Source organism: Paenibacillus liaoningensis, from assembly GCF_059609455.1.
In genome coordinates this window covers 123,976-140,951 of sequence record NZ_JCAALU010000012.1, presented here as the reverse complement: position 1 = coordinate 140,951, position 16,976 = coordinate 123,976, and the positions used below count along the sequence as shown (strand labels likewise).

Genomic DNA, 16,976 nt, shown 5'->3' with positions numbered 1-16,976 from the left:
TCCATAAATGGATTTTTGCTGTTGCCGGCTATTCGGCCGTCTCCTTCATTGGCAGTTTGCCCCGCAGTTTTGCAAGTCCCCAGCCAAGCAGCAGCAGCCCCGGCGAATACGTCAAAATCCAGAGCACCCAGGGTACGGCTAACGTATTAAGAAACACTATTCCCGGCGTCACCATATAAGAATAACCCAACGCCATAAATGCGAAGGGAACCGTTAATATTCGAAAATCTCGAAGCTTGAACAACCGCGATACGCCGAGAACGAAGGCATAACCATAGATTAAACTGCGAAAATAGGCGGTAATAATGAAGCTGATTGCAAAAATCGCCTCCATCCGCTGAACGAAGTTGCCGATGTTGATTTTTTTCGACATAATGTACGGGGAATAGAAAGAATGTTGGGTAATGTAAGTACCAAGTACTAGCAAGCACAGCAAAACCATAACCCAAATCGCTAGTCCGCCTATCAAAACCCCCAGCATATAGTCACGGGCACGGTGTTTGCTTTGAACAACATTCGGAAAAATCATCAAAAAAGCGAATAGCTCGCAAAAAGGAAAACCTACAAAAAATAATGAGCCCTTCATAATGCCGGAAGCGCCCGCACCCCAGATAGGCAAAAGTTCAGTAGGCTTCAAACTCGGCAGGAGCAACAGCAGGAGCAGTACAAACACCAATACAAATAAGGGAAATATCGTTTCGCCCGCTCGACCGACCGCTCGAATGCCCCCATGTATCGCGATCGCTAATGGAAAAATCATCAGAAGGCAGATCATGATATTTGGCGTCTCAATCAATATTTGTGTGGTGACAAAATCACCGATCTCCCTGATTTGGGTAATCGAGGTGTTGAACATCATCGCCAGAAAAAGCAGCGAAACAAAGCTTCCGGCTAGTTTGCCAAAAGCCTGATTATTCATTTCGATGAGCGTCATATCCGGAAAATGTTTGCTGAGGCTGTATATAAACCAAGCCATGCCAAGTCCGATGGGCAGGCCTATTAACCCGGACAGCCAGGCGGCTTCTTCTGCGAATTCGGCTGTAAGAGAGGGTAAAAACAACTGCATATCGCCCATGATAAAATAAATAACAAGGATAGCTAGCTGCCTTGCGCTTATCGATGGCTGTCCCTGCTGCATGTTGCTTCACCCGCTTTGCGCTTAAAATGTCGGCTTGCTGCCGTTATCCATTTTGTCCACAAGGATGAATAATTATCCAGCATTCGCGGGGAAAGGCAAGATCAGCTCGGCAGGCTAGCTATACATTTCGCGGTAAGCTTTCGGGGAGACGTTTTCCGCTTTGCGAAATACGCGAATGAAGTAGCTGGATTGCGAAAATCCCGTTCGGCTGGCGATTTCGCTGACAGGCAGCCTGGTCGCAACTAGCAGGCTTTTGGCGGCGGCAATACGGCAGGCGGTCAAATATTGCTGCGGCGTACGCCCCATTACCTGCCGGAATAGCCGCAAAAAATAATACGGGCTGTAGCCGCACAGCGCTGCCATCTCCGGCAGCGTCCACGCTTGTCCACTCGTGCCGCGTATAAGATCTGCCGCTTCGCGAATCGCATTTTTGGTGATGAGCGGCAGCGCATCGTGCTCCAGGCGCTCCGAATTATGGGCAAGCTCCGCCAGCAGCTCATATAGAAGCGCTGACATCCGCGGTTCATGCCGCGTCTCGAAGCTGCCGCACAACATGTACATCTCCTCTGTCAGCTCCACAAAACGCGCAAGCGAAGCTTGCGAAACGGCAAACAGCCACACGCTGGAAGCATCCGCTGCCCGCAGCAGCAAAAGCTCCATCGGCACCATAAAATGAATCCAGCGCACATCCCATGGCTGCTCGGGATCGGTTCCATAATGCTGGTAAGCTCCCCGAGGATATAAGAAGCCCTCCCCCGCTTTTAGGCTGACGCGCTGCCCCTCCTTCATGACATAGCCGCTTCCAGAGCAGACAATATGCAAATTATAGGCAGTTATGGCCCCTGCGGCCCGCCGCTCGTTATGCTGGGGAAAATCATTATATCGGCCGACTGAATCCGGATAACAGACATAATGCCCGGCAGCCGGCTCGGGCAATTGATAGTAGGTACGCATCGATTAGCTCCTTTTCGCCAAAGAGCGCAATATTTTCATATCGATCACAACATAATAGTATATACGCACTGAAATACTGATTCTACAATAATAAAATAACCGATAGATAGCAATTTATTATTATTTCTATGGAGGTATAACTTTAATGACACACGTAAACCCAATAAATGAGTTTGCCCTTGGCGTCTGCTATTACCCTGAGCAATGGCCTGAGGAGCTATGGGATGATGATCTTCGCCGGATGAAGGAAATGGGGCTCTCGATCATTCGGGTAGCCGAATTTGCCTGGTCGGTGTTCGAGCCCGAGGAAGGCGTATTCCAATTTGACCTGTTTGACAAAGTCATTGACCTGGCTCATAAGCATGGGCTGAAGGTCATTATCGGCACCCCTACAGCAACGCCGCCTGCATGGCTGACGTTCAAGTATCCCGAGGTGCTCAACGTAACCTTTGATGGGGTCACGCTTCAGCATGGTCTGCGCCGCCACACCAACTATAACAGTCCCAAATATCGGGAGCTGAGCGCTCGCATTGCTCGCCAAATGGCGGAGCATTACTGTGATCATCCGGCCGTCGTTGGCTGGCAAATCGACAATGAATTCAATTGTGAAATTTCCGAATTTTATTCGGAAGCGGATCATCTGGCTTTTCGAGAGTGGCTGCAGCGCAAATACGTTACGCTCGACAAGCTGAATGAAGCTTGGGGCGCTGTCTTTTGGAATCAGACGTATTCCGCTTGGGAGCAAGTCTTTCTTCCGCGTCCGACAGCGGCGCCAAGACAGCCGAATCCGCATCAGGCGCTGGATGAGAAGCGGTTTATTTCCGACAGCACTATTTCTTACGCCGAGGTGCAGGCCAAGGTGCTGCGCGAGGCAGCGCCCAAGCAGTGGGTAACGACGAATGGCTTGTTCGGCCATCTCGACAGCCACCGGATGACGGACGAGCTGCTGGACTTTTTCAGCTACGACTCCTACCCGCAATTTTCCACCATTAACTATGACAAAAATGAAGATAACCCGCTGCTCGATCGCGGCTGGAGCCTGACGCTGTCTACAACCCGCTCCATTTCGCCGAATTTCTGCATTATGGAGCAGCAGGCTGGACCAGGCGGCTGGGTGAACCGCATGGATATGCCTTCGCCGAAGCCGGGTCAAATGCGCCTGTGGACGTACCAATCCATTGCTCATGGCGCAGATATGGTCGTTTATTTCCGCTGGAGAACGGCAGCCTTTGGCAATGAAATCTATTGGCATGGACTGAACGACTACCATAATGGCCCGAACCGCCGTCTTCGTGAAGCAGCGCAAATCGGCGCTGAGCTCGCCAAGGCCGGGCCGCACATTGTCGGTTCGCGCAACCGGGCAGAGGTTGCCCTCGTACGCGATTATGACAATGAGTGGGATGGCGAATACGATATTTGGCACGGGCCTTTTTCCTGGAAAAGCAGCAAGGAATGGTTCAAAGCGCTGCAGCGCCAGCATATTCCAAATGATGTCCTTTACATGCGAAGCGGCACAACGCTTGCTGACCTGCAGCGCTACCGCGTGCTCGTCTATCCGCATCCGGCCATTATGCGGGATGAAACAGCTGCTTTGCTGGAGCAATATGTGGCTAGCGGCGGCACCATTATATTCGGCTGCCGCACCGGCTACAAGGATGAGCGCGGCCACTGCTACATGCGCCCATTCCCTGGCGCCGCCGCACGCCTTGTCGGCATTTCCGTCGAGGAGTTTACGCAAATTAAAGGTACGCGCAAGCCGGCAATGATCGAATGGAAGCAAGGAGGCGGTGAAGCAACTACCGCGGATCTGTTCAATGATGTACTAGCAATCGAAAGCGATACCGTCGAGATCATTGGCGAATATGCCTCCGATTATTATGCAGGCAAGCCCGCCGTTACCCGCAATGCCGTTGGAGCTGGCTTTGCTTGGTATTACGGCGCTGTATTCAATGAGGCGGCGGCACGCAACGTGATCGGCATGCTCGGCTTGTCATCGCCAGTTGCCAATTGGCTCACACTGCCGGAGCAGGTGGAGCTGACTATTCGCGAGGGCGAGGCTGGGCCGCTCTACTTCCTCCTCAACTATGCGGAGGAAGCTGCCGAGCTCAATCTCAGCGAGCCGCGCACCGACCTTATAAGCGGGGATACGCTTCAAGGCTCAGTCATGCTGGAACCTTACGGCGTGCTTATTTTGACCTAAATGATTCAAAGCAGCTTTCAAAATATATAACCTAAATAAAACAGCACCCCGTTTCCGCCTCATCAGCTGAGGAAGATGCGGGGTGCTGTTATTTTAGTCTGGCCAAAGGCCGCAGCTATCTAGCAAGTTTTGATCGTATGACACTATTGCGCTTCCGCTTCCAGCACCAGTTCAAACTCCGCATCGCGGTCACAGACCAGCTTGCCATCCTTCACCTCAAGCTTGGCAACTTGAATGGAGCTGCGCCGCGTGAGATACCCCGGCACCTGACCAGGCACCTCCCAATCGCCGCGTCTATCGGGATGGGTGAAATAGAATATATACGCCTGCTCGCCTTGGACAACGACATCGGCATGCAAGCCAATGGTCCCGTCATCCTCACGCTGGCCTGGCTCATTCAAGATCAAGTTGTTGCGCTCCCAGCGTTCCAAATCATCCGAACGGAAGACGCCTTGTCCCCGCCATTCATCGACAATCATCCAATATGAGCCTTGCAGCCGAAATACATTCGGCCCCTCATGGCCCCGCTCCGTAATGACAGGACCAACCACTTTCCAGTTATACAAATCGCTGCTGTCTGCGGCATAGGTGAACGAGCCCAGCGCCTCATCCTTATACCACATGCGGAAGCGTCCATCCGGAAGCTCATAAATGCAGGCATCAATGACCCGATCCGAGCTAAGCCGTACATTAGAAACAAACGTCCAGTCGAGCAAATTAGCACTTGTATAATGAAAAATCTCCCGCTTATGGCCCGCCCAATCATCGGGCACGCCTTGAATATAGCTGACGTACATATGGTAAAGCCCATTATGCCAAATGATTTCCGGGGCCCAAAATGTATTTCGTCCCCATTCAATATCCAGCCCCGTCAGCGTTCCCCTGTATTTCCAGCTGCGGCCGCCATCTGCGGACGAGGCGACGCCTAAATCCGTGCCATGCACCCATGCAAAGCCTGGACCTTCCACCGTAGCACGGCGATTCGTATAAATGATCCACCATTCCTGCTGCTCGCGATTATAAATAACGACCGGATCTGCCGCTCCGTCAAAGATTGGATCTCTGAATAATGGCGCCTTCATCTACTCATTCCTCCCGGCAAGCTCTGTTTGCATTCAAGCGTAAACGGCTGTCGTCAATGGCTTGCAACAGAGCGCCACCTGACATCATTTGGGTTCGGACAGCTTTTTTCTTTATATTTGGCGGAGATTTGCACAATACATCCGCAAACGATGCATGTCGTCCCGCTCATCAGCTTCGGACAGCTGCCGCATTCCCGAAGGCGCGCTGCATACACCTCATCGTCCACGCAGCGTTCGGACGACTGAAACATCGGCGCAGCCAAAATCCGCTGGATCTGCGCTTCTGTGACGGTATAGCTGTCATCACAGCCTTTGCAGCTTCTTGCGCTCCTGTCCATGCCCGTCTTCATGCCGTCCGCCTCCATTGCGTTCTATTCATCCCTTTATTATTGCTCGATCAGCTCAAGCACCGTAACCGACATCGCTGGAAGCTTAGCCGATACCTTTTCTCCATCCCATGTAAAGCTTGTAAAAGCGGCAGGTTCTACTGCATTTGGCTGCTCAAACGTATTATGCGAGTCAATGGCCGCGCCTGCTAGCACTGTGCCCTTGATCGTTTTCTGGCCTTGTCCCAAGCCGCGCAGCGCAATGGATACGTCTGCTTCGGCACTATGATCCAGATTACATAAGCTGATATGGATTTTGCCATCTGCCGCTTTGGAAGCCGATACTGAAATTTGCGGCAGCTTCTCGTCGCCATGCTCGTAACGGGCGCTAGTCGTATGCGTATCCAGAAGCTCAGCATCCTGATGCACCTTAAACATATCAAAAATATGATAGGTTGGCGTCAGCAGCATTTTTTCCCCTTCTGTCAAAATAACCGATTGCAGCACATTGACGATTTGCGCAATGTTCGCCATTTGCACACGGTCGCAATGATCGTGGAAAATATGCAGCGTAAGGCCAGCTACGAGCGCATCGCGAATCGAGTTTTGCTGGTACAGGAAGCCTGGGTTCGTGCCCGGTTCTGTATTGAACCATGTGCCCCACTCATCGACGATCAAGCCAACGCGCTTCTCTGGATCATATTGATCCATAATCGCCGAATGCTTCGTAATAAGCTCTTCCATCCACAGCGCTTTTCTAAGCGTAAGGGCCCACTCGTCCTCAGGGAAGCCGGTAGCGGCTCCCTTGTCCTGCCATTCCTTCGGAACCGTGTAATAGTGCAGGCTGATGCCGTCCATTTTGTTAGCTGCTTCGCGCATCAGCACTTCCATCCACTTGTAATCGTCGACGTTCGGGCCGCAGGCAATGCGGTAAATTTCATTGTCGCCATAATTGCGAACGTAAGTCTGGTAGCGACGGTACAGATCCGCATAATATTCTGGACGCATATTGCCGCCACAGCCCCAGTTCTCATTGCCGACGCCAAAATATTTCAGCTTCCACGGCTTCTCGCGGCCGTTTTTCTCACGCAGCTCCGCCATTGGCGATACGCCGTCGAAGGTTATGTATTCAACCCACTCGGACATTTCCTGTACTGTGCCGCTGCCTACATTGCCGGAAATATAAGGCTCGCAGCCGAGCTGTTCGCAAAGCAGCAAAAACTCATGTGTGCCAAAATGGTTATTTTCGACTACGCCGCCCCAATGGGTATTGATCATGCGCTTGCGCTCTTCGCTTGGGCCAATGCCGTCCTTCCAGTGATATTCATCGGCAAAACAGCCGCCCGGCCAGCGCAGCACCGGAATATTCAATTTTTTGAGCGCTTCCACAACATCGTTGCGAATGCCTTTCGTATTTGGAATGACCGAATCCTCGCCAACCCAGAAGCCTTCATAAATACAGCGTCCCAAATGCTCGGAGAAATGTCCATATATGTTGCGGTTAATCGTACCTTTAGCAATGTCTGCGTTAATTGTAATTTGATTGCTCATCGTTATAGCCTCCCACATGGATTAATAAAAATATAAATCATTTATTGATAACATTAATTTAAATTCATAATAAACAATCCAACCGCATTTATCAACCCTCTTTTGAAAAATAAATCGGGTAGACGTAAACGCTTACGTAATTGCTCGCTACAAACTGGTGAATGGGCGTTTCCCTACTATTCGCACGAAAGCGTGGCAGCAAAAAAAAGCTCCCCCATCCTCGCTCGGATGGAGAAGCTTTCTGGTTAAAGCCTTATACAACTTCGCTAATTGTCCGTTTGCCTGTGAACTGGCTGTTATACAGATCGGCATAAAAACCGCCCTGCTCCAGCAGCGCTTCGTGTCTTCCCTGCTCAATAATAGAGCCATTGTTCATGACCAAAATCAGATCAGCGCCGCGAATCGTCGACAAGCGGTGGGCAATGACGAAGCTGGTTCGATTTTTCATCAGCTCGCCCATCGCTCGTTGGATAATAATTTCTGTACGCGTATCAACGCTGCTCGTCGCTTCATCAAGGATCAGAATCGATGGATCAGCTAAAATGGCCCGGGCAATGGTCAGCAGCTGCTTCTGCCCTTGGGAAATGTTTGATGCTTCCTCGTTCAATATCGTGTCATAGCCATCTGGCAGCGTCCGAATGAAATGATCCGCATGCGCTGCTCTAGCCGCTTGATAAACCTCTTCCTCCGTAGCATCCTCCCGCCCATAAGCGATATTGTCGCGAATGCTGCCATTGAACAGCCATGTATCCTGCAGCACCATGCCGAACATTCGGCGCAAGCTTCTGCGCTGGAGCGCTGTAATGTCCTCGCCGTCAATCGTAATACGACCGCCATTCAGCTCATAGAAGCGCATTAGCAAATTAATCATCGTCGTCTTGCCCGCTCCGGTCGGACCGACTATGGCGACGGTCTGGCCAGGCAACACATCAATATTCATCCCGCTAATTAGCGGCTCATCGGCTTTATAGCCAAAATCTACCTGCTCGAAGCGAACGGCGCCAGACGGCTTGCTGATCGCTTTGGCATTTTTCGCCTCGATCACCTCATCCTCTTCATCAAGCAGCTCGAATACCCGCTCTGCGGAGGCGATTGTAGATTGAATAATATTCGCAATGTTGGCCAGCTGCGTAATCGGCATCGTGAACTGTCTTGTATATTGGATAAATGCCAAAATATCGCCGATTTTAATCGCATTTCTCGTGACGAGCAAGCCGCCGATGACGCATACGAGCACATAGCCGATATTGCTAATGAAGCTCATAATCGGCATAATGATGCCGGACACAAATTGTGCGCGCCAGCCAGAATCATACAGCTTCTCGTTCATTTCATTAAATTCATCCAGCGATTTGCGCTCATGTCCGAATGCTTTGACGATTTTATGCCCCGTGTACATTTCCTCGACATGTCCGTTCAAGCGTCCAAGTTCAGCCTGCTGGCCGGCAAAATATTTTTGCGAACGCTTGGCAATCGCCTTCGTTGCAAGTAAGCTCGCAGGAATCGTCAAGAAAACGATCAGCGTCAAAAGCGGGCTGATGGTCAGCATCATAACGATGACGCCGACGAGGGTAATGAATGACGTTATGAGCTGCGTCAAGCTTTGCTGAAGCGTATTGCTAATATTGTCCACATCATTGACGACCCGGCTCAGCACCTCGCCGTTAGAGCGCGAATCGAAAAACTTCAGCGGCAGGCGTGCAAATTTATTATTTACATCCTTGCGCAAATCATAGACGGTTTTCTGGGCGACGCCAGCCATTAAATACTGCTGAATGAAGCCAAATGCGGCGCTGATCAAATACAGCACAACAAGCGTCAGCAGAATCGTGTTAATCGCATCAAAATCAATACGGGCACCCGGAACGCCTTGGGCTATTCCCATTACTCCCTCGTAAAGCTTCGTTGTAGCTTGCCCCATCATTTTCGGGCTGACGATGCTGAATACGGTACTTAAAATCGCGGTCAGCAGCACAAGCGCAAGCTTCGTGCGATGCGGCTTCAAGTAGGCAGCCAGCCGTTTCAAGGTGCCCTTGAAATCCTTCGCCTTCTGAGGGGGCATCATCATGCCCATTCCTGGAGGACCCATGCCGATTCCTTTCGGCCTTTGCGGGGAATTCTGCTTCTGCTCACTCATGCAATTTCCTCCTCCGAAAGCTGTGAATATACGATTTCCCGGTACACATCACAAGACTCCATCAGCTCCTGATGCGTCCCGATTCCGGCTAGCTCGCCTTCATCGAGCACAATGATGCGGTCAGCATCGAGCACTGTACTCACCCGCTGGGCAACGAGCAATACCGTCGAATGTACCGTTTCCTCACGCAAGGCGGCACGCAGCTTCGCATCCGTCTTAAAGTCGAGCGCCGAGAAGCTGTCGTCGAACACATAGATTTCTGGCTGGCGAACGAGCGCACGAGCAATGGATAGGCGCTGCTTCTGCCCGCCGGAAAGATTGTTTCCTCCCTGCGATACGCTGGCGCCAAATCCTTCCTTCATCGTGCCGATAAACTCGGCCGCCTGCGCCACCTCTGCCGCATGCTCCATTTCCTCATCGGTTGCATTTTCTTTGCCGTAGCGGATATTATCCGCGATCGTGCCGGTGAACAATACGGCCTTTTGCGGCACAAAGCCGATTTTTTCGCGCAGCGTTTCCTGGGATAGCTCACGAATATCCACATCATCAATGATGATGCTGCCACCCGCCGTATCATAAAAGCGCGGAATCAAATTAACGAGCGTCGACTTCCCAGAGCCTGTTCCTCCAATAATAGCTGTCACCTCGCCAGGTGCCGCCTTGAACGAAATATTCGATAAAGCAGGCTGCTCGGCTCCCGGATAGCTGAACGTCACATCGCGAAACTCGATATAGCCTTTGCGCGTGCCTGTGTTCTTGACGCTGGCGCTGTCCGCAATATCCGGCACCATGTCCAGCACTTCATTAATACGCACCGCCGATGCCGAAGCACGCGGAATCATAACGAGCATCATCGATAACATTAGAAGCGAGAACATAATTTGCATCGCATATTGGATAAAAGCCATTAGTGAGCCGACTTCCATATCGCCATTCTCGATACGCAGCCCGCCAATTGCGATAATCGCCACTGTCGATAAATTCATGACCAGCATCATAAGCGGCATCATGACCGCCATAATTTTGTTGACTTTAATCGCCGTTTCGGTCAGATCGCTGTTGGCAGCGTCAAATTTCTTGTTTTCATAATTTGTCCGATCGAATGAGCGGATTACCCGAATGCCGGTCAGTCCTTCGCGCAGCACCAAGTTGAGCTTATCCATACGAACCTGCATCATTTTAAACAGTGGAATACCTTTGCGGACGACGAGCAATATCGCGCCAGCGAGAACAGGCAATGCGACAACCAGCACAAGCGACAGCTTCGCATCTTTCGAAATGGCCATAATAATGCCCCCGATGCACATCATCGGCGCCATTACCATCATGCGCATCATCATCATCAACACTTGCTGCACCTGTGTAATATCATTCGTCGTACGCGTAATGAGCGAGGCCGTGCCGATTTTGTCAAACTCCTGCAGCGAGAAGTTTTGCACATGTCCAAACACCTTCTCCCGCACGAGGCGCCCGAAGCTCGCTGAAGCTTTTGCCGAAAAATAGCTGGCGCCGATAGAGCTAATGCCGCCGACCGCCGCTATGAGCAGCATAAAGGAGCCAATTTTCCATATAAGCGGGGTATCTCCTTTAGATACGCCATCATCGACGATGTCCGCCATCAGCGTGGGGAGATATAGATCCGACAGCGACTGAATAAATACTAGCACAAGCACCGCGGCTATCAGCCAGCGAAACGGCTTTAAAAAGCGAAATAACCTTAACATTGCTGTTCATCCCCCGTTTGTTCAGACTCATTCAGCTCATCAAAATACTCAAATGCTTTGGATAAAATACGAACCAGTTCATGCGAATCCCGCTCTCCCAAGTATTGCGCCAGTCCTGCCATTCGATTCATAAAATCGGCAATGACCTTCTCCGCGATGCGTTCCCCTTCCTCTGTCAGCGAGATGCGTACAGCCCGCCGATCGTCGGGATCAGCGTTTCTCTGCACGAGTCCATTCGTCTCCATCCCGTTGACCAGTTGGGTGATCGTGGGAGAGGTTACCCGGAGCAAGCGGCTGATGACCGAGATTTTCATCCCTGGCTTATCCTGCGCCTTCATAGAACCGCGCTTGATGCACATCAGCACCTGCATTTCGCTAAACTTGCCGTCCGGATTCGGCTTCTGCCGCCAATTGAGCCGATGAAAGCTGCGAAACACACGAATTAATTCATTTGTAATTTTCTCGCTGTGTTCCGTTGCATTGCTTTCTTTGCTTGTGTCGTCCGTCTTGTCTTTGCTGCTCTTATTGCTTGTGTCGTTTTCGTTATGTTCCAAAGGGAGCCCTCCTTTCATTTATATTTCTTTGCCCTTTCATGTAGGCTACCAATTATTTTCCCATTAATTATTTTCCTTATGATTATCTTATAACTAAAATAATAGGCAACCTAATTATAAAGCGCTCATTAAATGGCTGTCAATAACCCATTTTCAAGCTTCTAGAGTTTGTAGGCAAAACAGAGTTTGCCTCCAGCTTGCTTAGCGTTTATTCGCGGCCAATCTCATCAGACAATTCAAGATTTGAGAACCTTACCGTTCGTTCGATTGTTGCTGATATCGCTCGGCTTGGGTGCCTACTCCTTGTTTGGAGGACTGAGATTCCGCTATTCTAGCTTTTAATGCGATATTCAGGCGTAAGCGGACAGGAGATCCGCTATCGCCCTTCATATCGCTTCAAAATGGGTGTGGAGAGCGCATTAGCTGCTTCTGAGTCCGCTGCCTGTCTCATAACCGGTATTTCTATTGAAATAGCGGCTCCTGTGTCCACCAAGTCAATTGTTTTTTTATAAATGAAATCCAAAACGGAGAGTATGAAGCGGTTTTGGGTTTTGGGTTTTGGGTTTTGGGTTTTGGGTTTTGGGTTTTGGGTTTTGGGTTTTGGGTTTTGGGTTTTGGGTTTTGGCTTTTGGCTTTTGGCTTTTGGGTTTGGACTTTGGGCTTTGCCTTTTGGCTTTTACGTTTTTGCTCTTCGTGTTTTCTTATCTTTGCCATTCGGGTTTAGGGTTTGAAATTTTAAGTGGGGGGTGGGGAAGCGGAGCGGAGTGAAGGGGTGGGGAGTGAGAAGCGGAGCGTTCGCTTTTAGCGTTGGATTTCTACCTATAGGGTGGAAATAACTGCATAGAAATCCAAGGCTAATGGCGATCGAGCCCCAACCCCATCACGCAGCGCAGCGCCCCATACACCCCCCATTTACGTTTCAAACATAAATGAATAAATTCTCATTAACTTCTCATAAACACCAAACAACATGATTTCCCCTTCCTTTGCGCTCTCATCATGAGAAAAGGCTCATTTTTCGGTGTGGTATAGTGTTTTTAGCCAAAACGAATCGTACAACGAAAGGAATCACACCATAATGATTAAGAGAAACTTTTTTCGCTCCGTCATCAAATTGAGCTTATGCGCAAGTATTGGTTTGACAGCCTTCACCTTCGCTGCCGGCAACCAGGCACATGCCGCAACTGAAACTTCCCTACAATTAATCGACTCCGGCAAGGAGTTTATCGGAACCCCCTATAAATATGGAGCCCCAGCAGGCATTACATACGCTTTTGACTGCTCTTCCTTTACCCAATACATATTCGATGCCATGGGCGTTTCGCTGCCACGCAGCAGCTCCTCCCAAGCATCCATTGGAGCCAAAGTGACTAAGGAAAACCTTAGTGTAGGCGATCTTGTTTTCTTTAATACGAGCGGCAGAGGCATTAGCCATGTAGCTATCTATGCGGGAAATAACAAAATTTTGCACAGCGCCACGAGCACGGGCGTGACGATCAGCAGCCTTGGCGAGTCATACTGGCATAAGCGCTACGTGACAGCACGACGCGTATTGAAATCCTAGGCCCAACCTTTCAACACGTTACAACGCAGCTATAGCATTCTACAATTGAACTCCTATATAAGCAAAAACGTCCTGAACGCTAATTCGTTCAGGACGTTTTTGCTTATCCTTGTATTTCTAATGCTCCTCCAAATAAAAAAAGGCCGCCCCTTCTCCAGCATCAGGCTGATTCAGAGGGCGGCCATGCGTCATTCACACTTATTTGCTAAGCGTTTCTGTCAATACAGGAACGATTTGCGATTTGCGGGATACTACGCCCTTCAGAACGGCTTTGTTGTCAGCCAGCGTTACATTGTAGGCTTTCTCAACTGCGCCTGCTGCGCTGCCGATAGCAAGCGCTACGGAATCGCTGTTCAAAATGTCAGTTACGACGAATAGGAACAGGTCCAAGCCTTTTTCCGAAATAATAGCGTTAATCGCTGTTTCCAGATCCGCTTGGCGAACCAGTACATCGTTTGTGTCAACCGCATTAACTTGCGCGATTTCTACTTTGCTGCTGCCCATTTGGAATTCTTTCGCATCCAGCGAAAGCAGCTGAGCGATCGATTTGTCGCGCACGTCTGCTCCTGCTTTCAGCATTTCCAGACCGTATGCATCTGTATCAACCCCAGCGATAGCAGCAAGCTCCTTAGCAGCCGCTACATCTTGCTCGGTGCAAGTTGGCGATTTGAACAGCAAGGAGTCGGAAATGATTGCGGACAGCATTAGACCTGCGATTTGCGGCTCGATAGCTACGCCGTTTTCTTTGTACAATTTATTCAAAATCGTAGCTGTGCAGCCTACAGGCTCAGCGCGATAGTATAGCGGGTGGCTTGTCTCAAAATTCGCAATACGGTGGTGGTCGATAACTTCCAGCACGCGAACTTGGTCGATATCTGCTGCGCTTTGCTGACGCTCATTGTGGTCAACAAGAATAACGGTCTCTACTTCATTGGCTACCGTTTCTACAAGACGCGGCGCCTCAGCCTTGAAATGAGTCAGCGCGTATTGCGTTTCTCCGCTAATTTCACCCAAACGAACCGCTTCAACCTCAAAGCCCAGCTTAGCCTTCAAATCAGCATATGCGATCGCAGAACAGATTGTATCCGTATCCGGATTTTTATGCCCGAAAATAAATGTTTTTGCCATTTTACTGTCTCCTTAGTTCTTGTATTTGGGATTGCGGCAGTCCGCATTTCCCAATAAGTTTTTCACACATTTGATTATATAATATAATGAAGTATATACCTATGCCCTTACAGAGATTTTTGCAAACAATCCTCAAATAAGCTTGCTTAAAGACAGAAGCGAATGGTATAAGGGGTATAGAACATTTGGCTGCCGAGTTACAACATCAACTAGACAGAACAGGAGACCTACAAAAGATGAGTTATAAAATTGCTTTTTTTGATATTGATGGCACATTATTAGATGAAGAAAAACAAATTCCCCAAGATACGATTGATGCGATTCGTGAAATTCAGGAGCAGGGCGTCGAGGCTGTCATTGCAACGGGACGCGCGCCTTATTTTTTCAAGGATATTGCAGAGAAGCTTGCGATTAACTCCTTCGTCAGCCTGAACGGCGCTTACGTCGTGTACAATGGCGTTCCCGTATACCACAATCCCATTCCTCGCACAGATGTCAAGGCGCTTGTTGAGCATGCCGGACTTCATAACCATTCCCTCGTCTTTGAAGGCCATGACGCATTTTTCTCCAACGCTGAAGCGCATCCGCAGGTGTTCGATTCCGTGACATCACTGCGCGTAGCGCAGCCGGGCTTCGATCCAAGCTATTGGGAAAAAGCGGACATTTATCAAATTTTTCTTCACTGCGAGCCGCAGGATGAGCATCTGTATACAGACGTCATCCCAGGCTTGCGCTATATTCGCTGGCATCCGTTCGCGATGGACGTGCTTACGAATGATGGCTCCAAGGCGCTTGGCATTGCCGCGCTGCTTGAGCATTTGGGACTGACGGCGCAGGAAGCACTTGCCTTCGGTGACGGACTAAATGACAAGGAAATGCTCGAAACTGTCGGACTAGGCATCGCCATGGGCAACTCCCATCCGGAGCTGCTGCCCTTCGCTGATTACGTAACGACTCATGTGAGTGAAAATGGCATTCGGGGTGGCTTGCGTCACGCCGGCTTGTTGAAGTAATATCTCAAACATAGCCATTTCATTAAAAAATAAAGAGGTACAGCTAACGGTTCCAAGCGTTAGCTGTACCTCTTTTAATATATTTGGAATTAGCTGCCGTTTACGTTCAGCCAATCACTTTCCTAATGTTAGACATGCTCACGCAGGTCAGCCTGGCAAAACGTACTGGCCTTTTTTCCGCTTATTGCTCTTCTGCTACGGTGCTTTGAAACAAAAATTGAATGAGCCACCACAAGGACAGCAGCACAATAACTGCCGATGAGGTTAAAGAAATCCATTTGAAAAACAAATACAAAAAAGGGTTGCTGGAACGTGTTCTTCTGTGATCCCCACCACTAAGGTTCATAATAAATTTCGCCTCCTGTATGCGTTTTATGAAGCTCTAATCCATGCCGTATTACCATGCTTTCTTCCTCCTTCTAATCATTAAGGCCTCTTTGTTCAAGAGGCCTTATCACTACTCTAACATATATGTGACATTAGAACCACAGTTCACCATCAATTAGTCAATAATACGTCATATTTGACATTGAGTTTCAAATTGACATTAAACTTGACAAAAGTTAGTTCATAAAATATAGTTAGTTACAAATAGTAATCAACTTAGCACAGGAGGAATTGCACATGACCTACAGCATAAATGCCGATACTGTACTTGGGACAGCAAAGCTGAACATTAGCGATATGAAACGTTCGCTGCCATTTTATCAAGAGGTTGTTGGCTTGCAGGTGCTTGAGCAGCGAGACAACGTTGCCCGCCTTACGGCAGACGGCGTCCATACACTTCTTGAGCTGGAAGAGATTCCAAATGCCATCGTCTCCGAACGCAGAACGACGACTGGCCTTTACCACTACGCCCTGCTACTGCCTAATCGTGAAGCGCTCGGCGCAGCACTCGCCCGGCTAATCGCCTCCGGCATTCATATCGGTCAAGCCGATCACCTCGTCAGTGAAGCGCTGTATATCACGGACCCTGACAATAATGGCATTGAAATTTATGCAGACAGACCACGCTCGGAATGGAAAAAAGAAGACAATGGCGATTACGTTATGGCTAGCAACCCCGTCGATTGGGACGGACTTCTTGCCGCTGCCGATCCGGATGCCGCTACGCTACTGCCGCCCGGCACAATCATCGGGCATATTCATCTGCATATTAATGGCATTCCGGCTGCCCGCGCCTTTTACAATGAGCTGCTCGGCTTTGATATCGTAGGCGACTACACCGATTTCAAAGCGTTGTTCGTCTCAGCCGGAGGCTACCACCATCATATCGGGCTTAACATTTGGGCCGGCATTGACGCCCCTGCACCAGCCCCCAATACTACTGGGCTGGACTACTTCACCATCGTCTATCCGAATCAAGCGGAACGGGATACAGCTATAAGCAGGCTTCGTGAGGCGGGAGCAGCACTTGACGAATCAGACGGCATTATTTTTGCAACCGATCCTTCCAGCATTCGGATTAAGCTTGCAGTGGCGGAATAATAGGCCAGCAAGCAGCAGCTATAGCAAAAGCCACGCAAAACCACTGGCATGTGGTATTGCGTGGCTTTTATGCTTTTTCAACTGGAGCAGTTGGCTCCATTTCAATATAAGAGCCAT

14 protein-coding genes are annotated in these 16,976 nt (G+C 49.7%); 4 read left to right on the top strand and 10 right to left on the bottom strand.

Annotation, left to right across the window (positions count from 1 at the left end):
- Positions 1 to 28: 28 nt before the first annotated feature.
- Together AC6B99_RS19390 and AC6B99_RS19385 are read right to left on the bottom strand one after the other, a co-directional pair.
- On the bottom strand, positions 29 to 1,138 hold the full coding sequence (locus AC6B99_RS19390; protein ID WP_496664023.1) for a GerAB/ArcD/ProY family transporter: 1,110 nt from the start codon (positions 1,136 to 1,138) through the stop codon (positions 29 to 31).
- A 114-nt stretch (positions 1,139 to 1,252) separates the two neighbouring features.
- Positions 1,253 to 2,092, bottom strand: a complete 840-nt coding sequence (locus AC6B99_RS19385; RefSeq protein ID WP_494858255.1) for a helix-turn-helix domain-containing protein — start codon at positions 2,090 to 2,092, stop codon at positions 1,253 to 1,255.
- A 145-nt stretch (positions 2,093 to 2,237) separates the two neighbouring features.
- On the opposite strand from AC6B99_RS19385, the gene AC6B99_RS19380 reads away from it, so the two are divergent.
- On the top strand, positions 2,238 to 4,292 hold the full coding sequence (locus AC6B99_RS19380; protein ID WP_496664022.1) for a beta-galactosidase: 2,055 nt from the start codon (positions 2,238 to 2,240) through the stop codon (positions 4,290 to 4,292).
- 143 nt (positions 4,293 to 4,435) lie between these two features.
- Here AC6B99_RS19380 and AC6B99_RS19375 read toward each other — a convergent pair whose 3' ends face one another.
- The 6 genes from AC6B99_RS19375 to AC6B99_RS19350 all read right to left on the bottom strand — a co-directional run bounded on the left by AC6B99_RS19375 (position 4,436) and on the right by AC6B99_RS19350 (position 11,666).
- Entirely contained in the window at positions 4,436 to 5,374 is a 939-nt protein-coding gene (locus AC6B99_RS19375) for a glycosyl hydrolase (protein WP_496664021.1), read from the bottom strand.
- Positions 5,375 to 5,427: 53 nt separating this feature from the next.
- On the bottom strand, positions 5,428 to 5,724 hold the full coding sequence (locus AC6B99_RS19370) for a hypothetical protein (protein ID WP_231594156.1): 297 nt from the start codon (positions 5,722 to 5,724) through the stop codon (positions 5,428 to 5,430).
- 36 nt (positions 5,725 to 5,760) lie between these two features.
- Positions 5,761 to 7,251: an alpha-N-arabinofuranosidase gene (locus AC6B99_RS19365; protein ID WP_056029628.1), complete on the bottom strand. Its 1,491-nt coding sequence runs from the start codon at positions 7,249 to 7,251 to the stop codon at positions 5,761 to 5,763.
- Positions 7,252 to 7,504: 253 nt separating this feature from the next.
- Positions 7,505 to 9,388: an ABC transporter transmembrane domain-containing protein gene (locus tag AC6B99_RS19360; RefSeq protein WP_494858248.1), complete on the bottom strand. Its 1,884-nt coding sequence runs from the start codon at positions 9,386 to 9,388 to the stop codon at positions 7,505 to 7,507.
- Positions 9,385 to 11,112: an ABC transporter ATP-binding protein gene (locus AC6B99_RS19355; RefSeq protein WP_496664020.1), complete on the bottom strand. Its 1,728-nt coding sequence runs from the start codon at positions 11,110 to 11,112 to the stop codon at positions 9,385 to 9,387. Before AC6B99_RS19355 ends, AC6B99_RS19360 begins: the two co-directional genes overlap by 4 nt.
- Entirely contained in the window at positions 11,106 to 11,666 is a 561-nt protein-coding gene (locus AC6B99_RS19350; RefSeq protein ID WP_235533033.1) for a MarR family winged helix-turn-helix transcriptional regulator, read from the bottom strand. The genes AC6B99_RS19355 and AC6B99_RS19350 overlap by 7 nt, the downstream gene beginning before the upstream one ends.
- Positions 11,667 to 12,744: 1,078 nt before the next feature.
- On the opposite strand from AC6B99_RS19350, the gene AC6B99_RS19345 reads away from it, so the two are divergent.
- Complete coding sequence (locus AC6B99_RS19345) at positions 12,745 to 13,230, top strand: C40 family peptidase (protein ID WP_496664019.1); 486 nt, start codon at positions 12,745 to 12,747, stop codon at positions 13,228 to 13,230.
- A gap of 198 nt (positions 13,231 to 13,428) precedes the next feature.
- Here the strand turns inward: AC6B99_RS19345 and AC6B99_RS19340 are convergent, their stop codons facing one another.
- A complete protein-coding gene (locus AC6B99_RS19340) occupies positions 13,429 to 14,358 on the bottom strand; it encodes a manganese-dependent inorganic pyrophosphatase (RefSeq protein WP_494858242.1) in 930 nt (309 codons plus the stop codon).
- 236 nt (positions 14,359 to 14,594) lie between these two features.
- On the opposite strand from AC6B99_RS19340, the gene AC6B99_RS19335 reads away from it, so the two are divergent.
- Entirely contained in the window at positions 14,595 to 15,371 is a 777-nt protein-coding gene (locus tag AC6B99_RS19335; protein WP_056029643.1) for a Cof-type HAD-IIB family hydrolase, read from the top strand.
- 181 nt (positions 15,372 to 15,552) lie between these two features.
- Here the strand turns inward: AC6B99_RS19335 and AC6B99_RS19330 are convergent, their stop codons facing one another.
- Positions 15,553 to 15,717: a hypothetical protein gene (locus AC6B99_RS19330; protein ID WP_155972754.1), complete on the bottom strand. Its 165-nt coding sequence runs from the start codon at positions 15,715 to 15,717 to the stop codon at positions 15,553 to 15,555.
- 278 nt (positions 15,718 to 15,995) lie between these two features.
- On the opposite strand from AC6B99_RS19330, the gene AC6B99_RS19325 reads away from it, so the two are divergent.
- Positions 15,996 to 16,859 (top strand): VOC family protein, encoded by an 864-nt coding sequence (locus AC6B99_RS19325; protein ID WP_496664018.1) that lies wholly within the window; start codon positions 15,996 to 15,998, stop codon positions 16,857 to 16,859.
- Positions 16,860 to 16,976: the final 117 nt, after the last annotated feature.